Genomic DNA, 24,826 nt, shown 5'->3' on the forward strand with positions numbered 1-24,826 from the left:
CTTTTTTGATTATTCAAAATTCGGTTTACGAATAAACAGGACGCTGAGATCTTGCTTTGGCGTGAACTGTTTTTGCTGGAACTCAAAGGTGAGTGGGTCAGTTTTTTTAAGCTCGCCATCAAAACACAAGCTAATGAGATCTGTGGGCTGGGATTTTTTCAGGGTGAGTTTGAAGTCCTTAATTGACCCTTGCCAGTTATTGGCCGTGACCAAAATATAGCTAAGGTGGCTCCATTCCACGCCATATTCAACATCTTCGCCGTCTTGTTTGACAACGAGATTACGCTTCCGAATACCTTGCTTGGCGTTTTCATCTAAACAGGCCAGTTCAGTGTAAGTATCGATAATACTATTGGCAGTATCGGGGATGCCCGTTGAGAGGCTTGGCGTGTAACTGTGGCTGATGGAGACAGATTGGCCCGCGGGAAAGGTTTGTTCCCACACAAAGTAATCGCTTAGGGTAAAGGCGATTTGTTGGTTCTCATCCAACCATTGCTTGGGGAGTGCGGGTTTACCCTTGGGGACTTCGGCATATTCGGCAAAGTAAGCGACTTCATCTACACCCCAGCCAAGCTGTTCCAGCTCGGTTGAAATATCGGTTTTATCGGCAAGTTGGGCAACCAGCCTGTGCTGAGTTGGCTGGGTTTTGCCATTCACTTTAAGGGTGAAGTTATCAATGCTGCTGTGATCGGCGGAGCCAAAAAACATCGGTGGCATGGGGAAGGCGATGGGGACGATAAGATCCTGTGAACTGGTGTTGGTAAACACATAATCGACCCTGACTTCGGTCTCGCTGATGAAGAGGGACTCTTTATCCATACTGATATTAGGCTGATATTTCAAGGTAATAGAGCCATTAGCATCGCCAAAACTGCTGTCGTTGGCAGAGGCAGTTTCTCCGTAGACGAGTAAAACTATAGCAAAAAGGGGTATGGCTAAGTGTGCTGACATGTACTTCTTAATTCTAGTTGGATGTTTTAGTATCAATGGGGAACGATTATTGCGCGCGGGCGAGGTCGATGGCCGCACTTATCGCATTTCGCGCTTGTGGGCTATTTTTCCAGCAAGTAGTGCGCAGCATGCTGGCGACTAAGTTAGCAATATCATCCACTTCGTGTTGGGCGAGTTGTTGTAGCGAGCTGATGCCAATTTCTTCGAAGCGTTTAATTACTGTCGGGCCAACGCCTTTGAGTGCTAATAAGGCTTGTTTTTCTTGTTCATTAAAACCCATAACGAATACTCCTTTATTGTTGGGATTGTGCTCAATTAATAGTACTGGGCAAGATTACCTTTAAACCGAGTTAACAAAAAGGCCCTCGAAGGGCCTGTTTAGTCTTTATGAATCAACAATCATCAATAAGTGTTACATATCACAGGGTTTGAGCGGTTTACGCAACTGGGCGCGCACGTTATCCATGCCTGAGTAAAACTCTTTCATCATCAATAGACCCATCATCTTGCCGTTGTCGGTGACGATCAGATTGTCGGGATCGGTTGGGTCGTTTTTGATGGCGCCAATCAGTTTCATTGACGTCATTTCTTTAAATAAGGCGGTATCTAAATTGACGCCAAAGGTTTCGCGGAAATATTTACGCGATAAACGGCCGGAGAACATGCCCAGCAAAAAGCGATATTGCATCACGTCTTTTTTGCTGTAGTTCTTTTGTTGCTCGACACCCATTTGACCCGCTGCGATGCGTTCTTGGTACTTACGTAGCGAGAAAGTGTTCACATAAAGCGTGTCATTTAAGAAACTAAATGAGCCCGAACCAACCCCTAAGTATTCGTCGTAATCAATAACGTATTCGTCAAATCCTTCGTCATCGGTTTTACCAAATGCCCATGCAGACAATTGATTATATTGACCATTAAGACTGTTTAATATTTGGCGATATTGGTTTGCCATATCCGCTTGCGGCGCCGCTAATTTGCCTTTAACGCTCTTACGGGTTTGATGAGTGATCATCAGCGGATAGGTGGTAATTTGTCTTGGGTCTAAGCGCGATGCCATGTCGAGATCGTGTTGGATCACTTCATCGGTTTGGCCGCGGAAGCCAAAAATCAGGTCGACGTTGATAATAGGGAACAACTCTTTGGCACCCATGATCTTGTCGAAGGTTTGCTGACCCGTGCCGAATTTATCGAGTCGGTCGGTCATTTTTAAAATATCGTCATTAAAGCTTTGCACGCCGATAGACATGCGATCCACTAAGCCTTTGAGCTGTTTAAAGCCTGGGCTGTCTAAATGCTGCGGATCGGACTCGCAGGAGACTTCTTTAATGCTAGGAAATAGGGTTTTAGCGTGTTCTATGGTACGGGCTAATTCGTCTTCTAATACCGTGGTGGTACCACCACCAATGTACATAGATTCAAAGTCATAGCCGAGGGCCTTGACCATTTCCATCTCTTTACGTAATGAGATGAAGTAGGCACGCGCCTTGTCTTCCTTAAACATAAAACGGTGGAAGGTACAGTAAGAGCACAGGGTATGGCAGAAGGGAATATGTGCGTATAGCATATATTTTTTGCCTTCAACCGGTGCTGGCATCATTTCTGCGGAAAGCGTATCGAGGCGAAGATTCTTATCGACATAGTACTGCATGACCCGTTCCATCGAGCCGAGCATCCAGTTAGGGACGGTAATATTCGCTTGATAAGGCGTTGCGATAGCGCCGCTGAGCGTTTGAATAACTGATGACATAACGATTCCTATCTGAGAGTGCTAACCGTAAACACCGAAATTGCTTTAGGTAATTCACGACCACCTAGCGCAATAAGACTACCTCGTATGTAATTGTTAAAACGTGAACTGGTTATAAGTTACGGTTTCCTAACAAGGAAATCACGGGCTTTTTGTTAAGCAGATCATGTTTTAGCGATTGAGAATGCATTTTTATCATGTATTTTTTAGCGGAATTTATTGTAGATTTGCGGGGTTAGCTTACCGCGTCAGTCTAAATGCTGAGATTGAAAATCACCATTCTAGGCATTTTGTTGCTGGCGGATTAGCGCTTGTCTATCCAAGGGGCGGCTGTCATCATCCGAACGATAAAAATAACCTCTTGATGTAAAGGGCCCGCTATGTTGGCAAACGTAAACCGCTTCTTCCCGCTGTTGGCACTGATAGGCGCAATGACAGCTTATCTGATGCCGAGTTGGTTTACTGAGCTTAAATCCGCCATAGTGCCGCTGTTGGTGATCATCATGCTATCTATGGGGCTCACTTTAGATCTTCAGGATTTTGCTAATGCCTTCAAACAGAAACGTGCGGTACTCGCAGGACTCGTGCTGCAATTTTCTGTCATGCCGCTCAGTGCATTATTGATCAGCCTGTTATTAGGATTAGATAGGGAACTCACCATAGGCATGGTGCTAGTAGGCAGTGTTGCAGGCGGCACCGCCTCAAACGTGGTCTGTTATTTAGCGAAAGGCGACGTGGCTTTATCGATAACCATGACGGCACTATCAACCTTAGCGGGCGTGGTGTTAACACCACTGATTATTAAGCTGTTGATTGGGGAAATGATCGATATACCCTTCGCCGATATGCTGCTGAGTTTAGTGAAAATTGTGCTGATCCCTGTCAGCTTTGGCGTGATTATCAATCATTTTTTTAAATCGCTGGTGGCTAAAGTCGCTCCTGCATTGCCACTGATTTCTATCTTGGCAATTGTGATGGCGATTACGATTATCGTGGCGTTAAATGCCAATCAGTTTGATAAAGTTGGCCCCATAATTCTGCTGGCCGTGTTCTTACATAATGGCCTTGGTCTCGCATTAGGCTATTTCTGTTGCCGTTTATTAGGCTTTAACCACACAGTTTGTAAAACTATCTCCATCGAAGTTGGCCTACAAAACTCCGGTCTCGCCACTGCTTTATGTATTAAATTCTTTAGTCCTATTTCTGCCATTCCCAGCGCGATATTTTCGATATGGCATAATTTGTCTGGCGCCATGTTGGCGGGATATTGGGCGAGGGAATCGCAAGATTAAGATGTTGCTGTCGAAAATAGACAATGCCTGTGACCTGAGCAAGCGTGGCCACAGGCTTAAATTGCTGTGACTAATTAACCGGTAATGGGGTCTCGACAGGCATGAGTGTTAGCTGCAAGATATTTTCTTGCCGGCTTAATGCCAGTGGCAGTGTGTAGTTGGGAAAGCGTAATCCGAATACGGCACCTTGTTGTAACAAGTGATACAGCTGATCTGTCATGGTAATCGTTAAACTGGCGCAGCCATGTTCATCGACTCTGCCTTCTAGTGGTAAGGCGATTTTGTCAGCTAAGGTGAGATACGCCGCCATACGCCAGTGAGAGTTTTCTCCAATATTGTATGTGCTGCCATGCAGTTGGTTGTAGCCTAAACCACAGGCCTGCAAGCTTAATTGGGTTTTGGCCGCTGTTGGCAGCGAAATAATCTGTTGTCGCTGCTGTGCCAGAAACGTGCCCCACGCTATCCGATGAATAACTGAGTCCAGTGAGATGGGAACATACTGTTCTTGCTGTTTTAGTGCATTAAAGCGGGCAATGCCCTGTTCCAATTTCGTGAGATCATTTTCGTATTCTAGTTGTGCATTAAGCAGATTATATGCGGGCGTTTTAGCTTGTTCCATGCCGGCTAACGCTGCTTTCTCGTAGTATGCCAGTGCTCGCACTTTATCGGCTTCTGCGCCCAAACCGCGCTCTTCCATGCTGCCTAAATGATAGTTAGCGATGGCAACTTGATGCTTAGCACCTTGTAAAAATGCGGCTTTCGCACCGCTGTAGTCATTTTCATTTAACAGTAGGGCGCCGTAGTTTGTCCACGCCGTACCGTCATCTGCTGCCATACCCAATTCTAGCCACTTTATGGCTTGCTGGCGTAACTGCGGGATGTTGAGGCTTTCTCTTTCGTTGCCGACACTTTGCATCGCCATTAAATAAGCACGCAGATACTCGCGTGAGGCATTATCCAGATAGAGGTTATCGGGCTGGAGTTCAAAGGCTTGCCCAAAGTAACTCCCCGCTTGCTGCGCCGCAGTGATTGCTTTCGCTAGATAGAACCTTGAGCTGGGATCTGCCGGACTGTGTGCTCGTCCTAGGTTATATAAGGTCGGTAGTTTAAGACCCCGCGCCAGCGCTTCTTCTAACAAGGGGATGGCCTGCATTTTTCGATCATTATCCAGCGCCATGCTGCCTAGATTATGGCTGGCACGGGCCGAACCTAAGGCTCTGGCTTGTTCATAGTATTGGCTGGCGGTGGCATTGTCTTGCGTGACGCCACGGCCGAGATGGTAGGCTTTACCCAGTAAGAATAACGCCTCAGCATTGTTCTCTGCTGCTTGCTGCTGTGCTTGTTGCAAGAAAGCGTTGTATTGTTGTTGCTCAAATAGCTGTTCCAGCGCGGACTTTTCTGCAGTTGCTGCAAAGCTTACGGTCAACAGTAATAGGAGAGTAGCAATAGTGAATATCTTCATAACATCCTTGTCGTTAAGCGGGTACTTGTAAGCGGTAGTGCTAGTGAAGTTGTTTAACGTAGAGGCTTGTTATGCTACAAGCAAGCCTTGTGGTTTACCACTGTGTTATGGACAGGCGGATGAATTGCAGCGGTAGCACTGCCGTGTGTTGGCGTTACATGGAAGCCGACGATAGCTAATCGTTGATTAGCTGAGTCCGAAGTTTTTTAGTGGTATTCAATATTGTGATGGGCAATAAGTATCTTCATTCCTGAACTATAGGCTTCACGCTCTTATTATTGGTTTAGCACTGTTGACACTGAATCAATTTAATCATTTTTTGGTAAATAATTTTTATAAAAATACAGTATTAATAATAGGTTATTTTTCTTGGCTGCGATTTATATTGCAGGTGTGTGACGCGCTTTATATCTCATTTAAAAATCTGACAGCCCAATAATTTTTGTTATTAGGCCGCAGATTTAAAAGCTTTTTCAGGGAGCCTAAATCTAAAGCTTAAAATGCGAGACCACGCCGACGAGTTGTTCCTTCGTCGCGGCCAAAGAGGTTGCGCTATTGAGGGTGGCTTTACCGCTTTGATTCAGTTCATCGACCATTTCACGAATGGTGGTCAGATTACGGTTTATCTCTTCGGTCACAGCGCTTTGCTCTTCTGCTGCGGTGGCGATTTGATTACTGAGCCCATTAATATCGAACACATAAGTGGTCAGGGTATCGAGATTTTCCGTTACCAGATTGGTGGTATCGGCGGCTTGCTGGCAACTGTGTTTAGTTTGCTCCATTGCGGTTACGGCGGCATTGGCACCAAGATAAAGTTGTTCCAGCATCTGGTTGATTTCTGCGGTACTTGCTTGAGTGCGTGCGGCCAGTGAGCGAACTTCATCGGCGACAACAGCAAAGCCTCGACCTTGTTCACCTGCACGGGCGGCTTCGATGGCTGCATTAAGCGCTAGCAGATTGGTTTGATCGGCAATTTCACCTATTACATTCAAAATCGCGGCGATATGACGAGTATTTTCGTTCATATCATTAATCGCATCAGCAGCGACATCGACTTTAGCGACCAAGGCAATCACAGTGTTGGCAGCTTGTTCAACGGCTTTCTTCGATTTATCCGCTTGCGCATTTGCTTGTTGAGTAAACTGGGCTGCGGATGCAGCATCACCCGCGACATTATGGGCCGTGGCGCTCATTTCAGTCATGGCTGTCACGACTTGGTCGGTTTCAACGGCGTGGATTTGCAGTGCATGATTATTGGCATTTGACTGTACATTCAATTGCCCAATTTGGTCGGACATATGATCCGAGGCTTGGGTAATTTCAGACATAATTTCACGTAGATTACCTATCACGCTGTCGAGATCTTCTGCGAGTGAGCAGAGCTCATTTTGTCCTTTAATATTTGTTTTATGAGTTAGGTCGCCATGGGCAAGACGTTCCATTACCCGTTTTATCTCATTGATTATGTGGACGAGTTGTTTACTCATAATGAGGGCGCTGAAGAGTGACGCTACAATCGCGAACAAGATCAATCCCAGTAGGATGCTTTCTGTTGAGGTGACTTTATCTTCAGCTTGTTTGCCTAACTCATGATTTCGCTGAGTGATCAGCGCGACTAATTGGTTGATTTGATTACTGACCTTAGGCCCGAGCGCTGCACGCTCAGCGGTTAGCTCAGGTACTGCTCCAGTTTGTTTAGCGAGTGCCAGTTCTTCTTGGTAGAGACGAACATAATGTTCTGTTTGTGGTAAAAGAGTGTGAATAGCTTGAGCATCAGTGCCCATGAAGTCGGTATTAAATTTGGTCAGTTGAGAGACAAGTTGTGCGACCTTATGTTGTTGATCGGCGATAGCTTTACCGTTGTGGACTAAGGTGGCTAAGCGCAGCTCAAAAAAGGATTCTCGTACTGTAGTGAAAGTTTCTGCGAGCTGAGTGTTGTCGACTAGGCTTTTACTGGTCTCACCGAGTTCGTTAAAACTGCGATAGCACGAAATACCTATGATGATCAGTAAGATACTTGTAAACACTGATGGCAATGCCGTCAATGTACTGGTTTTGGCATTTTTAAACATGGTGACCTTCTAGGATAAAAAGCAGCAATGCGTAATTTAATTACGCTATAGGTAATTTTAGCGTGTGCGTGAGCTAGCCAGCAAGAGAGTATTTTATGGAAATGTCCACTAAGATACTGTTTTTAATTGAATTGTTTTATTGGTGTTGCATCTGGTTGGTTGCTAAGTTACGAAATGTTGTGTTGTTTAAATTCAACTTTTATCTAGATTATTGTTTTTATTATTAAATGACTATGATACATGCAATTTTTTTACAGTGATTTAGCATTTAAATTGGTCTTTGTGATCTCGTACTCAAATGCTACAAATGATTCAAAATGTAATTCAGACATATAGTTAAAGCCGATGACTAATGCTGAAATAAAAGCCCCCGCCAGTAGTGATTGACGGGGGCTCTACGTTTGCTAGTGGCTAAGTATTTTTTGGAATACCTACAACTAGATTCCAGTCTTATTCTTTATATTTAAGCGTGCCGTTGGCTTTGATTTCATCAAACCATAGGTTGTGATGTTGGCTTGCCCAGTTTTCATCACAGTAGCCTGACACCATACATTCCATACCACCTTCTGACATCACAGTTGCCATGAAGATGTGTACGATAGAGAAAGCACAGATCACGATAGCGCTCACTGAATGCAGTACCAGGGCGATCAAGCTTAATGTACGGCTTGGCTCGAACAGGTTAGGGAAGAGTAATAACATGCCCGAGGCCGAAATCACTAATCCAAACAGGGCAAATGCCCAGAACCACATTTTCTCACCCGCGTTAGCAAAACCTGCATCTGGGTGCTTACCTTTGAACGGACCAAAGTTAATGTAACCGCCTACTACCATGAACCACTTTACGTCGTACATTTTTGGCAGTTGGTTTTTTGCCCATAGGGTGGTCATCAATGCCCAACCTATCATGAAGGGAATCGCCATCACGTCATGGATTTGCTTCGCGCCATAGACGATTGCTTCCCAGATGCCTTCACCCAACCAAGGTTGGAAGAAGAAGCGACCCGCCAGCAAGGTTAAGCCTGTTAAAATCAACAGTAAGCATGGAATCGCGCCTAACCAGTGGATTGAAACATCAAACTTAGACCAGCGATGCACTAACTTGCCTGAAAAACCATGGTGCAGCTTGGAGATGCCATTCACCTTGATAAATAGGACAAAGATAATGATCATACCGAATAGTGCTGCCATTAAGGCGGGCGCTAACCAGTCGCTACGCAGCGCTAATACCCGTAAATCGTAGGTATTGATAGGCTGAGCATGAAACTCACTTTGGGAGGTAGTGTATCCCGTGGCACCATCCTTCAGTTGCGCCCAAATTTGGGCATCAGACTGTTGAACTTGATTCGCCAGTTCATCACCACCATTGGCTATACACACAGCACTAAATAACAGTGCTATGGCTAAACCTATGTGTTTGAACCATTTGTTCATCATACATCCTCTCTCACTTAGTCGCGCCCACCTAGATAGGCGCTAAGCTAAGTCTGTGGACAGATCCTGTTGACCTGAATTAATTCCAAGCCGCGTTTTTAGCACCACGATAAGCCACACGCTCACGGAAGATGCTTGAAACCACTTCGGCATCACCCGCTAACAGTGCTTTAGTCGCGCACAGTTCTGCACACATAGGCAGTTTGCCTTCGGCAATACGGTTTGAACCGTATTTTTGGCGTTCTGCATCTGAGTGGTTTTCTTCTGGGCCACCGGCACAGAAGGTACATTTATCCATCTTACCGCGGCTACCAAAGGCACCTTTCTTCGGGAACTGAGGTGCGCCAAATGGACAGGCGTACAGGCAGTAACCGCAACCAATACAGGCATCTTTGTCGTGTAGCACTATGCCGTCGTCGGTTCTGTAGAAGCAGTTTGCTGGGCAAACCGCCATACAAGGTGCATCTGAGCAATGCATACAGGCGACAGATATTGAGGCTTCACCACGTTGACCATCGTTGATCGTCACTACGCGGCGGCGTTGGATCCCCCACTCGAGAGCGGAGTCGTTTTCGTTTTTACAGGCAGTGACACAACCGTTACATTCGATGCAGCGCTTGGTATCACACAAAAATTTCATTGTAGCCATAATGGCAATTCTCCTAGCTTAAGCTGCACTTACGCTTTAACAATCTGACAGAGTGATGCCTTGGTTTCCTGCATTTGTGTCACAGGGTCATAACCATAGGTCAGCGCAGTGTTACAAGATTCACCAATAACGTAAGGCACTGTTCCATCTGGATAATTAGGCGCTAAACTTTCTCCGTGCATCACACCCGCAAAGTGATATGGCATAAAGGTAACGCCGGGTTTTACCCTTGGGGTAACCATGGCTTGTACCTTAATACGGCCACCTTCGGCGCCTTCTAACCAGACGTCTTCACCGTTACGAATGCCGCGATCGGCAGCGTCGGCAGGGCTTATCTCAACGAACATTTCCTGTTGAAGTTCAGCCAGCCAAGGGTTGGAGCGAGATTCTTCACCACCACCTTCGTATTCAACCAGACGACCCGATGTCAGTACCAGCGGGTACTTGCCGCTCATGTCTTTGTCTTGGATAGACTTATACAGCGTAGGGAGACGGTGTACTTGCATGTCGTCATAGGTTGGGTATTTCGCCACTAAGTCACGACGTGCTGTGTATAACGGTTCACGGTGTACAGGGACTTGGTCAGGGAAAGTCCATACAATACAACGAGCTTTAGCATTACCAAAGGGGATACAACCGTGCTTGATCGCCACGCGCACTATGCCGCCTGACAAATCTGTTTTCCAGTTTTTACCTTCGGCTTCCGCTTTTTCTTCCGCCGTCAGATCATCCCACCAACCCAATTGTTTGAGCATATCGGCAGTAAATTCTGGGTAACCGTCTTGAATTTCAGCGCCTTTAGAATAAGTGCCATCGGCTAAAATGCTTTGACCCTTATATTCAACACCGTAACGGGCGCGGAAGTTACCACCGCCGTCTTTAACGTGTTTGGCTTGATTATAAAGGATTTGAGTGCCAGGGTGTTTAGCCTCTGGTGTGCCCCAACATGGCCAAGGTAAACCGTAGGTTTCGCCTTTAGCTGGGCCGCCTGCGGCTTCCAACGTCTTGTTGCTGAAAGTGCCCCAGTTTTGGGTGTGTAACTTGATACGCTCAGGGCTTTGACCTGTCATACCGATAGTCCACATACCGCGGTTGATTTCACGGGTGATTTCTTCAATCACAGGTAAACCATTTTCAATCGCGATGCGTTTAGTGTACTGCTCGGCAATACCCAGTTTTTGGGCCAAACGGTACATGATTTCGATGTCAGTTTTAGATTCGAACAGTGGCTCGATGACTTGCTCACGCCACTGGATAGAACGGCCTGAGTTAGATACTGAACCGTGAGTCTCAAACTGAGTTGCCGCAGGCAGCAGATACACGCCATTCTTACGACGGTGCATAACACCTGCCATCGTTGGGAATGGGTCGACAACGACGACTGTGTCCATCTTGTCTAAGGCATCACGCACTTCACGCTGACGGGTTTCAGTGTTGACCGATTGTCCCCAGAAAAACGCCATACGGATATTATCTTTCTGCGCTAACTTGCTCTTATCTTCTAACACACCATCGTGCCAACGAGAACAAGGAATACCCGGTGTCGTCATTGGATCTTTGCCAAGGTAGGCTGTTTGATCGAAACGACCTTTCACCCATGCCATGTCCAGATCCCAAACATGGGTCCAGTGACTCCATGCTGCAGAGGTCAAACCGTAGTAACCGGGTAAGTTATCAAATAACAAACCTAAGTCAGTTGCGCCTTGTACGTTATCGTGGCCACGGAAAATGTTAGTGCCGCCACCTGAAACGCCCATGTTGCCCAGTGCTAATTGCAGAATACAATAAGCGCGAGTGTTGGCATTACCCACGTGGTGTTGAGTTCCACCCATACACCAAATCACAGTGCCAGGACGGTTATCAGCCATTAATTTAGCCGCTTGATAAACCTCGGCTTCGCTCACACCAGTGATGTTTTCGACTTCTTTAGGTGGGAACTTCTTCACTTCAGCACGGATACTTTCCATCTCGAATACGCGGTGCTTGATAAAGGTTTTATCTTCCCAACCATTTTCAAAAATGTGCCATAACATACCGTAAATAAAAGGAATGTCAGTGCCTGGGCGAATTGCACAATGCAAGTCTGAATGCGCTGCAGTGCGAGAGAAACGTGGGTCAACGACGATGATTTTGGCGTTGTTTCTTTCTTTAGCGATCAGAATATGTTGCATCGAAACGGGATGCGCTTCTGCTGGGTTTGCCCCGATCAGGAAGATGGCATGAGCATTCTGGATATCGTTGAAAGAGTTAGTTTGCGCACCGTAGCCCCAAGTGTTAGCAACACCGGCTACCGTGGTAGAGTGACAAATACGAGCTGAATGGTCGACGTTGTTTGTGCCCCACATAGCCGCCAACTTGCGGTACATGTAACAACCTTCGTTAGAAAACTTAGCGCTACCCATGAAGTACACTGAGTCTGGGCCAGATTCTTTACGAATGTTGAGCATTTGGTCGCCCACTTCGTTAATAGCATCTTCCCAAGAGATTTTTTTCCACTTGCCATCAACCAATTTCATTGGATATTTCAGGCGTTTTTCACCATGACCATGTTCACGCAGTGCAGCACCTTTCGCGCAGTGACCGCCAGCGTTGAATGGATGGTCGAATGCGGGTTCTTGGCCCGTCCACACACCATTTTGTACTTCGGCATACAGGCCACAACCGACGGCGCAGGCACTACAAATAGTACGTTTGATTTCGATTGGCGCATCATGCGGCACTTCTTTGGCTTCGACACGACGCATCATGCCTGTGCCCATCAGAGATGCTGCGGCAATACCACCTGTGGCGATACCTGCGTGCTTCATAAATTGACGACGGCTGATGCCTAACGCCGGTTTGTCTGCCACTGTGGCAACATTGGACTTGCGAGTTAACTTCATCGCTGACTTCTCCTAGATTAGCTGCGCAAGCTATCGTAATAGCTGCTGATATGCGCAGTTTCGTGGTAACCCTTTGACTCTTTAGTGGTTACCTTGCTGCTCTCGCTGGCCTGTGCCACGCTCATGCCGGTTGCGGCAATGGCGGCACCCGCTACGCTGCCGACGGTGAGCGCTTTGAGCAAAGATCGGCGAGATAAATCGCTGGGTTGCTGCTTCATGCTGACTCCTGAAATTAGGGTTTAGTTTTTGAGATCGCACGGCTTTTTGTGGGGTTCATCTTGTTATCAAAAAGTGAAGATTAGTGGTGGAAAAGATAATGAAATCATCTTGTTTGCCATGAATCATCGCGCGTGACGGCAATATAGTAGGAAAGGATTGAGTAGGAATTGATCTAGGACAGTTTGCAGCCCTGAAATCGGCGGCCATTCTCTTAAAGCGTTAACTCGCTCATAGTTTAGTGAACTACTGGGGAGGATGGCGTTGGCGGATTTTTGTATCTCGCTGTTTCAGTTGTTAATTTTTTGTACTGTTGAATTAGGGTATCAGTGCGAATAAAAAACACCCCGCGATGCGGGGTGTTTTGAGGATGTAAAAGCTGCGGTTTAACTTAGTCTTTATACTTTAAGCTGCCGTTGGCTTTGATTTCGTCATACCAGAGATTATGGTGCTGGATTGCCCAGTTTTCATCACAATAGCCTGACTTCATACACTCCATACCGCCTTCGCTCAGTACGGTCGCCATCCAAATATGCACTATAGTAAAGGCAATCAAGATAATGGCGCTGATAGAGTGGATCAGCAGCGCGCCCATAGAGGCTTCGCGGGGTAAATCCAAGCCTGGCAATACCAACATGATGCCAGATACGCTGATGAATAAACCAAACAACATCAGGGTCCAGAACCACATTTTTTCACCGGCGTTGGCAAACCCACTGTCAGGGTGTTTACCTTTGAACGGGCCAAAGTTGATATAACCACCTACCACTAAAAACCATTTCAAATCATACATCTTGAAGGTTTGTAACGGCATCCATTTCACCACACATACAGCCCAAGCCGCGATAAAAATGGGACCTGCCCAATCGTGGATTGTTTTGCTGCCATAGATCAATGGCGCCCAAAGGTCGGGGCCTAACATTGGCTGTATGACATGCTTACCTAACATTATGGTTAGACCGGTAAACATCAGTGCCAGACAGCTGCTCGCCATGATCCAATGGATCCACAGATCCGCCTTGGACCAGCGCGAAACCATCTTGCCTGAAAAGCCATGACTCAGTTTTGATGGACCATTCACCAGATAAAACAATAAGAAAGCACCAAACACACCTACCACGGCTAGCGCCATGACGGGGGTTAAGTATTCATTTCTCAGTTCTTTACCTTGGTTACCGGCAACGTTAATCAACACCCCAGTATCTATCCCTTTGGCAGTGGTATAGCCGGCATCGCCTGCTTTTACCGCTCGCCAAAGATCGGCATCGCTGGTTTGCGCTTTCGCCTGTTGTTGACTCGATTGCTGATCACTTGCGTGTACTGGGTTTGAGCTCATGACTGAACCTAATCCCAATCCCATGACGAGCACCAACAGAGCAAACAGACTGCGCAGTGATTTGTTTAACTGTTTGTTTAACATTTTCACTCCTTGCCAGAGGTTAGGGATTTCTCCCTAACCCTCGCTCTGCTTAGTTAATCTCACCTGTCTTGGGGTTGTAACCCCAAATCACGTTAGGATTGCCTCGAGAGGCCATACGTTGACGGTAAATGTTTGATACCACTTCCGCATCACCTGCGAGCAGCGCTTTAGTAGAACAAAGCTCAGCACACATAGGTAACTTACCCTCAGCAATACGGTTGGCACCGTATTTTTTACGCTCGGCTTCGGAGAAGGTTTCTTCTGGGCCACCGGCACAGAAAGTACACTTGTCCATCTTGCCACGACTACCAAAGGCAGTCTTTTTCGGGAATTGCGGTGCACCAAATGGACAAGCATAGAAGCAATAACCACAACCGATACAAGTATCTTTGTTGTGTAGCACTATGCCGTCTTCGGTACGGTAGAAACAATCTGCCGGACATACGGCCATGCAGGGAGCGTCAGTACAGTGCATACAAGCCACTGAAATTGAGGCTTCGCCAGGTAGACCATCGTTGATCGTCACCACGCGGCGACGTTGAATTCCCCACTCGAGAGCGGAGTCGTTTTCGTTCTTACATGCAGTGACGCAACCGTTACACTCGATGCAGCGCTTGGTGTCACACAGAAATTTCATGACTGCCATAATGGCTTATCTCCTCATCAAGTAGGTTAGGCTTTGCTGATTTGGCATAGGCTGGACTTAGTTTCTTGCATCTGAGTCACAACGTCGTAGCCATAAGTTAAAATGGTGTTTGCAGATTCGCCTATCACGTAAGGCACAGTGCCTTCAGGATAGTTTTTCGCTAGGCTTTCGCCTTCAAACACCCCAGCAAAGTGGTATGGCATAAAACATTCACCGGCAATAACGCGCGGTGTCACCATAGCCTTAACCGTGATTTTGGCGCCTTCTGGACCATGAACAAAAACATTGTCACCGTCACGAATACCACGATCCGCTGCATCTGCAGGGTTCATTTCGATGAACATTTCTTGTTGTAGTTCAGCTAACCAAGGGTTAGAACGGGATTCTTCACCACCACCTTCATATTCCACTAGGCGGCCTGATGTGAGTGCCAATGGGAAGTCTTTAGCAAAATCCTTGTCTTGAATTGACTTATACAGTGTCGGTAAACGAGCAACCATACGATCTTCGTAGGTGGGGTATTTAGCGACTAAGTCACGACGAGGCGTGTAAAGTGGTTCGCGGTGGCGTGGAATATCGTCTGGGAATGTCCATACAATACAACGAGCTTTAGCGTTACCGTAAGGGATACAGCCGTGCTTGATAGCAACACGTTGGATACCGCCGGAAATGTCAGTTTTCCAGTTTTTGCCTTCGGCGTGTTTTTTCTCGTTTTCGGTCAGGTCATCCCACCAACCTAATTGCTTAAGCATATCGGCGGTAAATTCAGGATAGCCATCTTGGATCTCACTGCCTTTAGAGTAAGTACCTTCGGCAAGAATATTATTGCCTTCATGTTCCACACCATAGCGAGCACGGAAGTTACCGCCACCGTCTTTCACATGTTTGGCTTCGTTATACAGAATCTGGGTACCAGGATGTTTCATCTCTGGTGTCCCCCAACAAGGCCAAGGTAAGCCGTAGGTTTCGCCTTTGGCAGGACCGCCGGGGGCTTCTAGGCTATCAGCATCAAAAGTACCCCAGTTTTCTTGGTGCATTTTTAAACGCTCTGGGCTTTGTCCGGTATAACCGATAGTCCACATACCTGTGTTAAATTCGCGGGTGATATCTTCAATCAAAGGCTCTTCACCATTGACTTTAATATGCTTGAATAGCTCTTTATCTATACCCACTTTTTTGGCGAGTTTGTACATGATCACATGATCAGGCAGGGATTCGAACAGGGGCTCTATGACCTTAGAACGCCATTGTACTGAGCGGTTAGTCGCAGAGATTGAACCGTAGGTTTCAAACTGGGTTGCCGCAGGAAGTAAATAAACCCCATCTTGACGTTGGTGCATAACACCCGCCATGGTTGGGAATGGATCGACAACGACGACGGTATCCATTTTATTTAAAGCTTCACGCACTTCACGGCCACGGGTTTCAGTGTTGACCGATTGTCCCCAGAAGAACGCCAGACGAATATTGTCTTTTTGCGCTATCTTGGTTTTATCTTCTAACACGCCATCGTGCCAGCGCGAACAAGGAATACCCGCAGAGGTTTGCGGTTTTTGTCCTAGATATTCGCCTTGATCGAAACGGCTCGCTACCCAATTAGGGTCGAGATCCCACACATTATTCCAATGGGCCCAAGCGCCAGTCGTTAAACCGTAGTAACCCGGTAAGTTATCAAATAACAAACCAAAGTCGGTTGCGCCTTGCACGTTATCATGGCCACGGAAAATGTTAGTGCCGCCGCCAGGTACACCCATGTTGCCTAAAGCAAGTTGTAACATGCAGTATGAACGGGTGTTAGAGTTACCCACGTGGTGCTGAGTACCACCCATACACCAAATAATGGTGCCGGGTTTGGTTTCAGCCATCATTTTGGCGACGCGGTACATCTGCGCTTTTGGTACACCCGCAACTAGTTCAACTTCTTCTGGGGGGTATTTTTTCACTTCTTCGCGGATACGATCCATGCCATAGACACGGTGTTTGATAAACTCTTTATCTTCCCAGCCGTTTTCAAATATGTGCCATAAGAGGCCATAAATGAAGGGGATGTCTGTGCCAGGACGGATATGCACGTACTCGTCAGATTTCGCTGCAGTACGGGTGAAACGTGGATCAACAACGATGATTTTGGCACCGCGTTCTTTACCAATCAAAATATGCTGCATGGCAACAGGATGCGCTTCACTGGGGTTGGCCCCAATAAACATGATGCACTTAGAGTTGCGAATATCGTTGATTGAGTTGGTTTGCGCACCGTAGCCCCAAGTGTTAGCAACACCGGCTACCGTGGTAGAGTGACAAATACGGGCAGAATGGTCGACGTTGTTCGTACCCCACAATGCCGCAAATTTGCGATATAAATAAGCTTGTTCGTTAGAGAACTTAGCGCTACCCATAAAGTAGACTGAATCTGGGCCTGACTCTTGACGAATTGAAGCCATTTTATCGCCGACTTCATTAATCGCTTGATCCCAAGAGATCTTTTTCCATTTTCCGCCTTCTAACTTCATGGGGTATTTCAGGCGTTTTTCGCCGTGACCATGTTCACGCAGTGCAGCACCTTTCGCGCAGTGACCGCCAGCGTTGAACGGGTGATCGAATGCGGGTTCTTGACCCGTCCATACACCATTTTGTACTTCTGCATACACACCACAACCTACGGCACAGTGAGAACAGATGGTACGTTTGACTTCGGTGGGAACATTATGGCCAATATCTTCTTGGGCCTGTGCTTTACGCATCATGCCTGTGCCCAGCATGGACGCCGCAGCGATCCCTCCTGTGGCAAGACTTGCCGATTTTAAGAATTGACGACGATTGAGACCCAGTGCTGGCGCTTTAGCTTCGACAACCTGGTCTGTTTTGCGGGTTAATCGCATCACACACTCTCCTCTATTTTAGTTTTAAAGCGACGCATAATAGCTACGAATATGGTCGGTTTCGCGGTAGTTCTCACTTTTAGGCTCTGTGGTTGCTGCCGTTTTTGTCGAAGCTAACGCTTGACTACTCACAGTGACCACTGCGCCTGCCGCACTGCCGAGTGCCAATGCTTTAAGCAATTGACGACGGCCCATGTCGGAAGCTGGCTTCTTCATAGTGTCTCCTTGTGTTACTGGATAAGGTGGTACAAACGGCTACCACCTCGGTTATTGTGGAAGCCTAAGCTTCAGTTATTGTTGCGAAGGTGAACATTAATCTCACCTTCGCAGTTTGAACTCATCTCTAACATTTACATTTAGCACGCACATGCCGCGCTATCACTCAGTTTAGTCTTAGTTCATTAACTCTACTGGTTTTGCTAAATCGCTGGTGGCTGGCTGTAAGTCTGCGCTGCCTGGGCAATTGACTGGAATATCTAAGCTTAATTGCTCAAAAGCACTGGCTTCCATTGCAAAAAAAGCTTTTGCTAGCTGTGCAACCGTGGCGTAAAACGCCGCACTTGGCGCTTTGGCTAAATTGTCGCAAAAACGGCCAATCCAGCTGCCGATATGGCGTTGGTAAAAAGCCAATTGGCGATAACTTGGCGCTTCTAAAATCAGGGTACCCATCACTTCACACAGGGCAGCAACGTGATCTTCGGGTTCCTTGACGTTGTCTTCGCGTTCAAACCCCAGTTGCATTAAGTCTTGGCGTAGCAATGCCAGTGGTTTATCCATCAATGAGCCCGTCATAAACCAGCTGCCGTAGGGCAGGATCTCACCGCAACCTACACCGAGGAACAGGGCAAAATACTCGTCTTCTAGTTGTGCACTGTTGAACTGCTGTGCGGCGAGTTGGAGTGATAACCAAGCTTTAGTCATCTCGTTGTCTTCATTGGCATCAATTTCAAGATTGGCCAAAAACTGTAGCAGTTCAGGGCTTGGCTGACGGCGCAATAGGGCGGCTAACAGTTGATAGATATCGGCTCTCAACTGATCGTTTTCTGAAACTTGTCTTACTGATTCGGTCATAGCGGATCTCTTATCGCAGTTGCTTTTCAGGATCTTGAAGAATGTCTTCAAACATGTCTTTTACCCGGCAGTCGCCACACATTTTCAAGCGTTCAATATTGGCAGAAAATGCGCTGTGCGCGCCGACCATATCCAGCATCCGATGCACCATAGATTGGGTCGCAAAAGGAGAGCCGCAGCGAATACATTCGAAGGGGGCTTCTTCTTTCAGGGTGTGTTGTTGCTGACGGGCAGCTTTATTAAAGTTAATTTGCGGGGTAAGGCTGATAACCTTTTCAGGACACGCTGCCTCACATAAACCACATTGCACGCAGTTTTGCTCGATGAAGTGTAGTGCAGGTTTGTCGCCACCATCTTGTAATGCCATCGTGGGACAAATTGCCACGCAGGACATACACATAGTGCACTTTTCTACATTTACACTGACTTTGCCAAAGGGAATATTGTTGAGGCTGAGGCAAGTATCGATTTCACCCGCTTGGCTATTAAGGTGATCTATCGCTTCAAATAGCGTGTTGCGTTTAGTGGTCGAGGCAAATGCAGCGGGCACGATCACGGGCCAATCTAAGCTGATATCGAGCATCGAATGTAAATCGGCAAGCATGCTCGGGTCGATGAGGCTAATGCGTTGTGGCTGGCCCATTTCATCTAAAATGCTATTGGCTAACGACAGTTCGCCTTTAAGCATTTGCGTTAGGGTTGGCGCTGTTGCGTCTGTGTTGAGGATCAGCACTTGGCGCGCGCCCCAAGCGAGTACTGACAACCAATGATCTACGCTAGCAACGGTAATTTCTTCTAAGGCGACGGGGATAACATCACCCGCTAGATCGTCGGTGACAAAGTCGGCGCCGACGGCATTATCGTGGAACAAAATCACCGGTGCAGTTTGGGCTTGTTCGCGGAAACGGCTAACGACTTTGTTCAGGTATGAATGCAAAGCTTGCGGCGTAGGTAAATCGTAACTGATGGCACCAGTTGGGCAAGCACTGGTACAACTGCCTGCGCCATGGCAAAGATATGGATCGATTTCAATTTTCTTTGCGACACTGCTGATCGCATCTGCCGGGCAGAAGTTGAGGCAACGATTACAACCATTGATGCCATTGCGGTCGTGGGCACAGATATCTGGGTTAATTTTGACGTAGCGCGGCTTATCAAATTGGCCGATGAGATCGGGAATTTGCGCAAGGGCATCTTCGAGTTTTTCAGCGTCTTGGCCTACGTAAAAATAGCCGGGTGGCAACATTTCTAAGTTCAAACAAGCTGCGCTGCTCAAATCGAGCACGATATCGAAATGGGGTTTACGGATTGACACTAAACTGAGTTCGGCAGCCCCATCTTGATGTTCAACACTGACTTGAAATTGGCCTAAAAAGCCTTTTACGCCAATGAGTTTGTTGTAATAGCTTTCGACATCAGTTGCCGCTGCCATGACACGTTCTAGGTGCGCTTCATCTTGGCTGGTAATGGCTTCATTGGCTAAAATCACTCTATGGGCCATAGTGGACAATTTGTCCGCGGCGAGGCGAGCCAGATCTTCTGGGCCAATAATAAGAACATTGCCTTCGGTGGTATAGCTGACAGTTGGCGGGATCAGATTCTGCAACATCTGAGTTTGCGTTAATACCTGTTGTCGCGCTTGTTTTAACGCTTCTTGGGTTTGATTGGTCATCAAATAAGTGCTCACATTGCGTTCCTGAACAGTACTTTGGCTGTTTCTTGTTTTACTGTATCTGGGCAGATTTAGGCGGCTGGTAATAAGTAAGTCATTGCCTTTTCTGCTTTTATCTAAGCTTTTTATATCTTAGTACAGCAATTCACATACCAAAGTTACGGACATTAAAATTAGCTAAACTGACGTTAAACAACTCGGGTATGTACCTGAGCTAAGGGCTCTGGTGCATTTTGGGGTAGGTCATCAGTCTCCCCATCCAAATTGTCCGTTATCGGCTCAGCTGCCCATTCGACTTCGACTTCATTAGTCTCATGAGTTGTTGTTTCGCTTACATCAAGACTCGTGGATGGATTGCTTTCTTCAGTTTGTTTGGCTAAAACAGCTGATTCTTCATCCGAGGTCTCGCTGTCTTCGGCTATGTAACGGAAGACTTTTTGCATCAATTCAGCTGAGACTTCTGCACTGAGTTTCGGTTGATTACTGTAATCGAGTGCATATTCCAAAAGCCCATCTATCTCGTTGAAATGCGGTTGTTTCCACAATGCACGTAGCGCTGCTGATTTAGCCGCAGGGTCAACATTGGCGCCCATAAAACTCGCAAAGCTGCCGCCTATTTCAATCTCGTCGGGATTGGGTAAATCCGCTGCAGTGAGGATGCGATTAGTATCGTCATGCTCTGCAGTATTAGGTTCAATGGCTGACTCTGTGGGTTGAAGCGGCTCAACTGCCATAGTGGGCTCGGCTACGATGGTCTCCTGAGGTGTGATTTCCCCGTCAGCCTCTCGCGCTTCCTCTGCTGCAACTTGTTCGCGCCGTTGGTTCCAGCGACTCAGTAGCCCGCCTGTTTTTTGTATGGATTCAGCCATTAGTCCCTCCGCAATGGATCGTGACTTGGGCCTTGATTATTACGGCCATCGACATGTTTACGGCGATGAGCGGCAATTTCGACTTCACCATATTGGGTGATAAAGGCTTCAATCCAACAAGCGATAGCTTTTGGCATCAATAAGTTGAGGACAGGGGTATTGCCCTCAAGGCAACCCGCCGCGACATTCTGATCCGCCGATAATGCCGCAGGTATCCAAGTGCCATCGGCCGTTTCATCACATACTAAATACAGCATGGCGTTATCTAAATCGAGATTGAGGCGATAGCTGGCGCGTTCGTCTTTATGCAGTTCGAGTAGCACTAAGGTTGCATCGTCTGGGGCTTGATGGGTGGCGGGAAGTAGGTGATCAATTTCCCATTGTACTGAGGTCCAGCGGCCAACTTGCTTCTCTACTTTCTTGAGTGAAACGTACATAGGCCAAACACTAGTTGTATGTTGCATTGTCTCTCCGTCTCAGCCGTGTTGATGGACAAACCGTAGAGTGAACGGTTCGGTTTTACCAACAAATTGCGATAAAAGGTCACTGCAATATTGGTGCCAGTAAACATAGTGGATTAGTTTGAGCTAGATCATCAAAAACACCCTATAAATTGGACATTTTGTCCAGTACAGGATTTTGTTTGGGACATAAAAGGGCTAATGAAAAATCTGCATTGCGGCAGATCACGCATTTAACCCCAATTTTTATGTCTAGGTATAAATATTGCTATGCTCTGGCCATGACTCGTTAAGCGGTAACATTATGATCTCTGAAAATATCACTATTCCTGATAACAACATGAGCACAGATAGCGAAATAGCTGCAGCCAATCCTTCTCAAAAAACTCAGCATCAGTGTTCTTTTGTGAGAACTCAAGTGGAAGTACCGCTAACCATTGCTGTAAAAGCAGTGAATGAAGCCGGGGAAGTGTTGGATAAATTTGTCGCCTGCGAACGTCCGCTTACCGTGTATTTGAACTGGCGACCAATAGTGACACTTATGACCCTAGGAGCGAAACCTGAGTCACTGGCGTTAGGTTATCTTAAGAACCAAGGCTTTATTTCGGATGTCAGTCTATTGGACTCGGTTATTGTCGATTGGGATGTGAGTTCTGCAGCCGTGGTTACCCGTGAACAAACCGCCGATCTGGATGAGAAACTCTCCGAAAAAACGGTGACATCAGGCTGTGGTCAAGGCACGGTTTATGGCAGTTTTATGCAAGATTTAGACGGCATCAATTTACCAACGCCAAGTCTTAAGCAAAGCACCCTTTATAGCTTATTGAAAAATATCAACGAATATAATGAAACCTATAAAAATGCGGGTGCTGTACACGGTTGTGGCTTGTGCGAAGACGATAAAATTATGGCTTTCGTCGAGGATGTTGGCCGCCATAATGCCGTCGATACCTTGGCTGGGGATATGTGGCTGACGCAGGATCGTGGCGATAATAAAATATTCTATACCACAGGCCGCTTAACCTCTGAAATGGTGATTAAAGTCGCCAAAATGGGGATCCCTATTTTGTTATCACGCAGTGGCGTTACTCAAATGGGCTTAGCACTGGCGCAGCAGTTGGGTATTACTATTATAGCACGCGCGAAAGGCCGTCACTTTTTGGTGTACCACGGCAGTGAAAATCTGCAGTTTGATGCCAATACGGCTCCTTAGCCTCAAGTCAGCTAAGACTTACATGCAGTAACGAAGAATAAGACAAGGAAACAAGATGACGTCTGCCAGTGAATTGGTCTACATGAGCGCGAAGCAAGTGGCTGAGTATTTAGATCTTAATGAGAAAAAAGTCTACGCCATGGCTAATGACAGAATTCTCCCCGCCACTAAAATCACCGGTAAATGGCTATTTCCGAAAGTGTTAATCGACCGTTGGGTAATGGATTCTTGCCACAGTGGCATGCTGACCGACCGTTTATTGATCACTGGTAGTGACGATCCACTATTATCTATGCTGGTGGCGCGTTTGATGGCGCAAGTTGGTAGCCGTGAGTTGATAAGCTACAGCGCAACAGGTTCACGCTTAGGGTTAGAGTTGCTTGCTAAAGGTTATGCCGATGTGTGCACCTTACACTGGGGTAGCATGGAGGATAGAAATATTCGCCACCCAGCTTTACTTAAAGGTTATAACAACCATCAACAATGGATCATGGTGCATGGTTACTCCCGTCAGCAAGGGTTGATCATGCGTGCCGATATGCACCACCGATGCCAAGAAGAAGATAAAGTCGTGAACTTGCCTTGGCGTTGGGTGAGTCGTCAGGGGGGCGCAGGTAGCCAACAGCACTTAGAGCATTGGTTGTTAAAGCAAGGTGCTCGCTTAGATCAACTTAATGTCGTGCTAACTGCCTATAGTGAACGCGAGTTGGCGGGTTATATCGCTAGGGGTGATGCCGATATTGGTTTTGGTTGTCAATCTGTGGCTTTGGAAAGTGGTTTAAGTTTCGTGCCGTTGATTAAAGAGTCTTTTGATTTCATTATGCCGCAAAGCATTTACTTCCGTCGTCAGCTTCAACAACTTTTTACTATGTTGGCGAGCGGTCACTCGAGGCAAATGGCGGCACTACTTGGTGGCTATGATCTTACAGACTGCGGACAACTGCTATGGAGTGCGAGCTAATCCACTCAACTCGGTAATGGATTAAGGTGAATAGAGTTGAATGGTCTCTGAACTACTTATTACTGCTACTACATGCTGATATCTAATGTAGCCAGCTACTAACGAATAAGTATCAAAGAGACCCTCGTTATATTGCTGATTACGTCGTTTCGACTTTCTATGGTGGGTTGATGGGGGGGCAACTACTATATATAGGTAAAGTATCTTCATCGCCAAATACACTCAGAGTGTCATCTTCTTCTGTTGTTCCCCGTAATTCTCCCATTAACGACTCTATATAAAAGTGGAGGTGAGATATTCCGGTTCGAGCAGCCGTTATTCTCATTTAAATCTGATAGCATTCATGCTCATGATCCCTTTGTCTTGATACTGTACGCTGGCAATCAATTGGGCCAAATTACAGATAAAGCGCTATTTTGTGGATAACTTTGGGGGTAAGCGGTGGGTATGGTGTGGCTAGATTAGATAATATGAATTAACTGCAAATTTACTTAAAAAAGGGGTTGCGCACTTTCTCAATCTCCCTATAATGCGCATCCACTGACACGGCAGACAGCGTTAAGCAGGCTGACGAGTTAGGTTAAATTGAGTAGCTTTTAAGCACTTAATTCAACCGCAGCAAGAAGTTGAAAAATACTCCTTGACGCGAAACGGGAAATGCGTAAAATGCACGACCTTGAGCTGATGAAGCATCAGCACGACCCGCCGGCAACGGTATGTGGTCAACGCTCTTTAACAAGATAAAACAAGAAATCTGTGTGGACACTCACAGGTGTTGAGTTAATCGAAACTGCTTAGCCTTCGGGTTGGCAGTCAAAAATTTAAATCAATGTAACAATGAGTGTTCATAGTAATATGTACAGTTTGTTTCTTTAGCTAGAAACAAAAAATCAGAATTCATTGAGCCGTTTGACGTAAGTCAAACA

Annotated in this window: 20 protein-coding genes; 3 read left to right on the top strand and 17 right to left on the bottom strand. The window is 46.6% G+C overall.

Going from position 1 to position 24,826, the window contains the following annotated elements; translation table 11 throughout:
• Window positions 1-9 precede the first annotated feature (9 nt).
• The 3 genes from L5L77_RS20225 to L5L77_RS20235 form a co-directional block, all read right to left on the bottom strand.
• Window positions 10-951 (bottom strand): DUF4424 domain-containing protein, encoded by a 942-nt coding sequence (locus L5L77_RS20225; protein WP_263186500.1) that lies wholly within the window; start codon window positions 949-951, stop codon window positions 10-12.
• A gap of 46 nt (window positions 952-997) precedes the next feature.
• A complete protein-coding gene (locus L5L77_RS20230; RefSeq protein ID WP_011787794.1) occupies window positions 998-1,231 on the bottom strand; it encodes a hypothetical protein in 234 nt (77 codons plus the stop codon).
• Between the two features lie 132 nt (window positions 1,232-1,363).
• The gene (locus tag L5L77_RS20235) at window positions 1,364-2,701 is read right to left on the bottom strand and encodes a coproporphyrinogen III oxidase family protein (protein WP_105250563.1); all 1,338 of its coding nucleotides are present in this window, start codon (window positions 2,699-2,701) and stop codon (window positions 1,364-1,366) included.
• 380 nt (window positions 2,702-3,081) lie between these two features.
• Between L5L77_RS20235 and L5L77_RS20240 the strand changes: the two genes are divergently transcribed.
• Entirely contained in the window at window positions 3,082-3,993 is a 912-nt protein-coding gene (locus L5L77_RS20240) for a bile acid:sodium symporter family protein (protein ID WP_263186501.1), read from the top strand.
• Between the two features lie 70 nt (window positions 3,994-4,063).
• On the opposite strand, the gene L5L77_RS20245 is transcribed toward L5L77_RS20240, so the two are convergent.
• From L5L77_RS20245 to L5L77_RS20310, 14 genes are all read right to left on the bottom strand, one after another.
• Window positions 4,064-5,455, bottom strand: a complete 1,392-nt coding sequence (locus L5L77_RS20245; RefSeq protein WP_219234996.1) for a tetratricopeptide repeat protein — start codon at window positions 5,453-5,455, stop codon at window positions 4,064-4,066.
• Window positions 5,456-5,943: 488 nt separating this feature from the next.
• Window positions 5,944-7,527, bottom strand: a complete 1,584-nt coding sequence (locus tag L5L77_RS20250) for a methyl-accepting chemotaxis protein (protein ID WP_263143244.1) — start codon at window positions 7,525-7,527, stop codon at window positions 5,944-5,946.
• Between the two features lie 450 nt (window positions 7,528-7,977).
• Window positions 7,978-8,961, bottom strand: coding sequence for a formate dehydrogenase subunit gamma (locus tag L5L77_RS20255; RefSeq protein WP_131525797.1), 984 nt, complete (start codon window positions 8,959-8,961; stop codon window positions 7,978-7,980).
• Window positions 8,962-9,040: 79 nt separating this feature from the next.
• On the bottom strand, window positions 9,041-9,610 hold the full coding sequence (gene fdh3B, locus L5L77_RS20260) for a formate dehydrogenase FDH3 subunit beta (protein WP_105250558.1): 570 nt from the start codon (window positions 9,608-9,610) through the stop codon (window positions 9,041-9,043).
• Window positions 9,611-9,639: 29 nt separating this feature from the next.
• Window positions 9,640-12,492: a molybdopterin-dependent oxidoreductase gene (locus L5L77_RS20265; RefSeq protein WP_173497709.1), complete on the bottom strand. Its 2,853-nt coding sequence runs from the start codon at window positions 12,490-12,492 to the stop codon at window positions 9,640-9,642.
• Between the two features lie 17 nt (window positions 12,493-12,509).
• Window positions 12,510-12,710: a twin-arginine translocation signal domain-containing protein gene (locus L5L77_RS20270; RefSeq protein WP_253989766.1), complete on the bottom strand. Its 201-nt coding sequence runs from the start codon at window positions 12,708-12,710 to the stop codon at window positions 12,510-12,512.
• Window positions 12,711-13,099: 389 nt separating this feature from the next.
• A complete protein-coding gene (locus tag L5L77_RS20275) occupies window positions 13,100-14,128 on the bottom strand; it encodes a formate dehydrogenase subunit gamma (RefSeq protein ID WP_113940318.1) in 1,029 nt (342 codons plus the stop codon).
• 49 nt (window positions 14,129-14,177) lie between these two features.
• Window positions 14,178-14,774 (bottom strand): formate dehydrogenase FDH3 subunit beta, encoded by a 597-nt coding sequence (fdh3B, locus tag L5L77_RS20280; RefSeq protein ID WP_006083566.1) that lies wholly within the window; start codon window positions 14,772-14,774, stop codon window positions 14,178-14,180.
• 26 nt (window positions 14,775-14,800) lie between these two features.
• Window positions 14,801-17,653 (bottom strand): formate dehydrogenase subunit alpha, encoded by a 2,853-nt coding sequence (locus tag L5L77_RS20285; RefSeq protein WP_219235014.1) that lies wholly within the window; start codon window positions 17,651-17,653, stop codon window positions 14,801-14,803.
• A 24-nt stretch (window positions 17,654-17,677) separates the two neighbouring features.
• A complete protein-coding gene (locus tag L5L77_RS20290; protein WP_113940320.1) occupies window positions 17,678-17,869 on the bottom strand; it encodes a twin-arginine translocation signal domain-containing protein in 192 nt (63 codons plus the stop codon).
• A 177-nt stretch (window positions 17,870-18,046) separates the two neighbouring features.
• The gene (locus L5L77_RS20295) at window positions 18,047-18,724 is read right to left on the bottom strand and encodes a molecular chaperone (RefSeq protein WP_263182587.1); all 678 of its coding nucleotides are present in this window, start codon (window positions 18,722-18,724) and stop codon (window positions 18,047-18,049) included.
• A gap of 10 nt (window positions 18,725-18,734) precedes the next feature.
• Window positions 18,735-20,396, bottom strand: a complete 1,662-nt coding sequence (locus tag L5L77_RS20300) for a 4Fe-4S binding protein (protein WP_263186504.1) — start codon at window positions 20,394-20,396, stop codon at window positions 18,735-18,737.
• Between the two features lie 188 nt (window positions 20,397-20,584).
• Window positions 20,585-21,265 carry a DUF3306 domain-containing protein gene (locus L5L77_RS20305; RefSeq protein WP_263186502.1) on the bottom strand — a complete coding sequence of 227 codons (681 nt, stop codon included), beginning with the start codon at window positions 21,263-21,265 and terminating at the stop codon, window positions 20,585-20,587.
• Complete coding sequence (locus tag L5L77_RS20310) at window positions 21,265-21,729, bottom strand: DUF3305 domain-containing protein (RefSeq protein WP_105250549.1); 465 nt, start codon at window positions 21,727-21,729, stop codon at window positions 21,265-21,267. The genes L5L77_RS20305 and L5L77_RS20310 overlap by 1 nt, the downstream gene beginning before the upstream one ends.
• A gap of 337 nt (window positions 21,730-22,066) precedes the next feature.
• On the opposite strand from L5L77_RS20310, the gene L5L77_RS20315 reads away from it, so the two are divergent.
• Both L5L77_RS20315 and L5L77_RS20320 read left to right on the top strand, forming a co-directional pair.
• Window positions 22,067-22,939: a formate dehydrogenase accessory sulfurtransferase FdhD gene (locus tag L5L77_RS20315; RefSeq protein ID WP_113940335.1), complete on the top strand. Its 873-nt coding sequence runs from the start codon at window positions 22,067-22,069 to the stop codon at window positions 22,937-22,939.
• 55 nt (window positions 22,940-22,994) lie between these two features.
• Complete coding sequence (locus L5L77_RS20320) at window positions 22,995-23,900, top strand: helix-turn-helix transcriptional regulator (protein ID WP_263186503.1); 906 nt, start codon at window positions 22,995-22,997, stop codon at window positions 23,898-23,900.
• Window positions 23,901-24,826 lie beyond the last annotated feature (926 nt).

The organism is Shewanella sp. SM29 (genome assembly GCF_025654245.1).
In the GTDB taxonomy this organism is placed as follows: Bacteria; Pseudomonadota; Gammaproteobacteria; order Enterobacterales; family Shewanellaceae; genus Shewanella; species Shewanella oncorhynchi.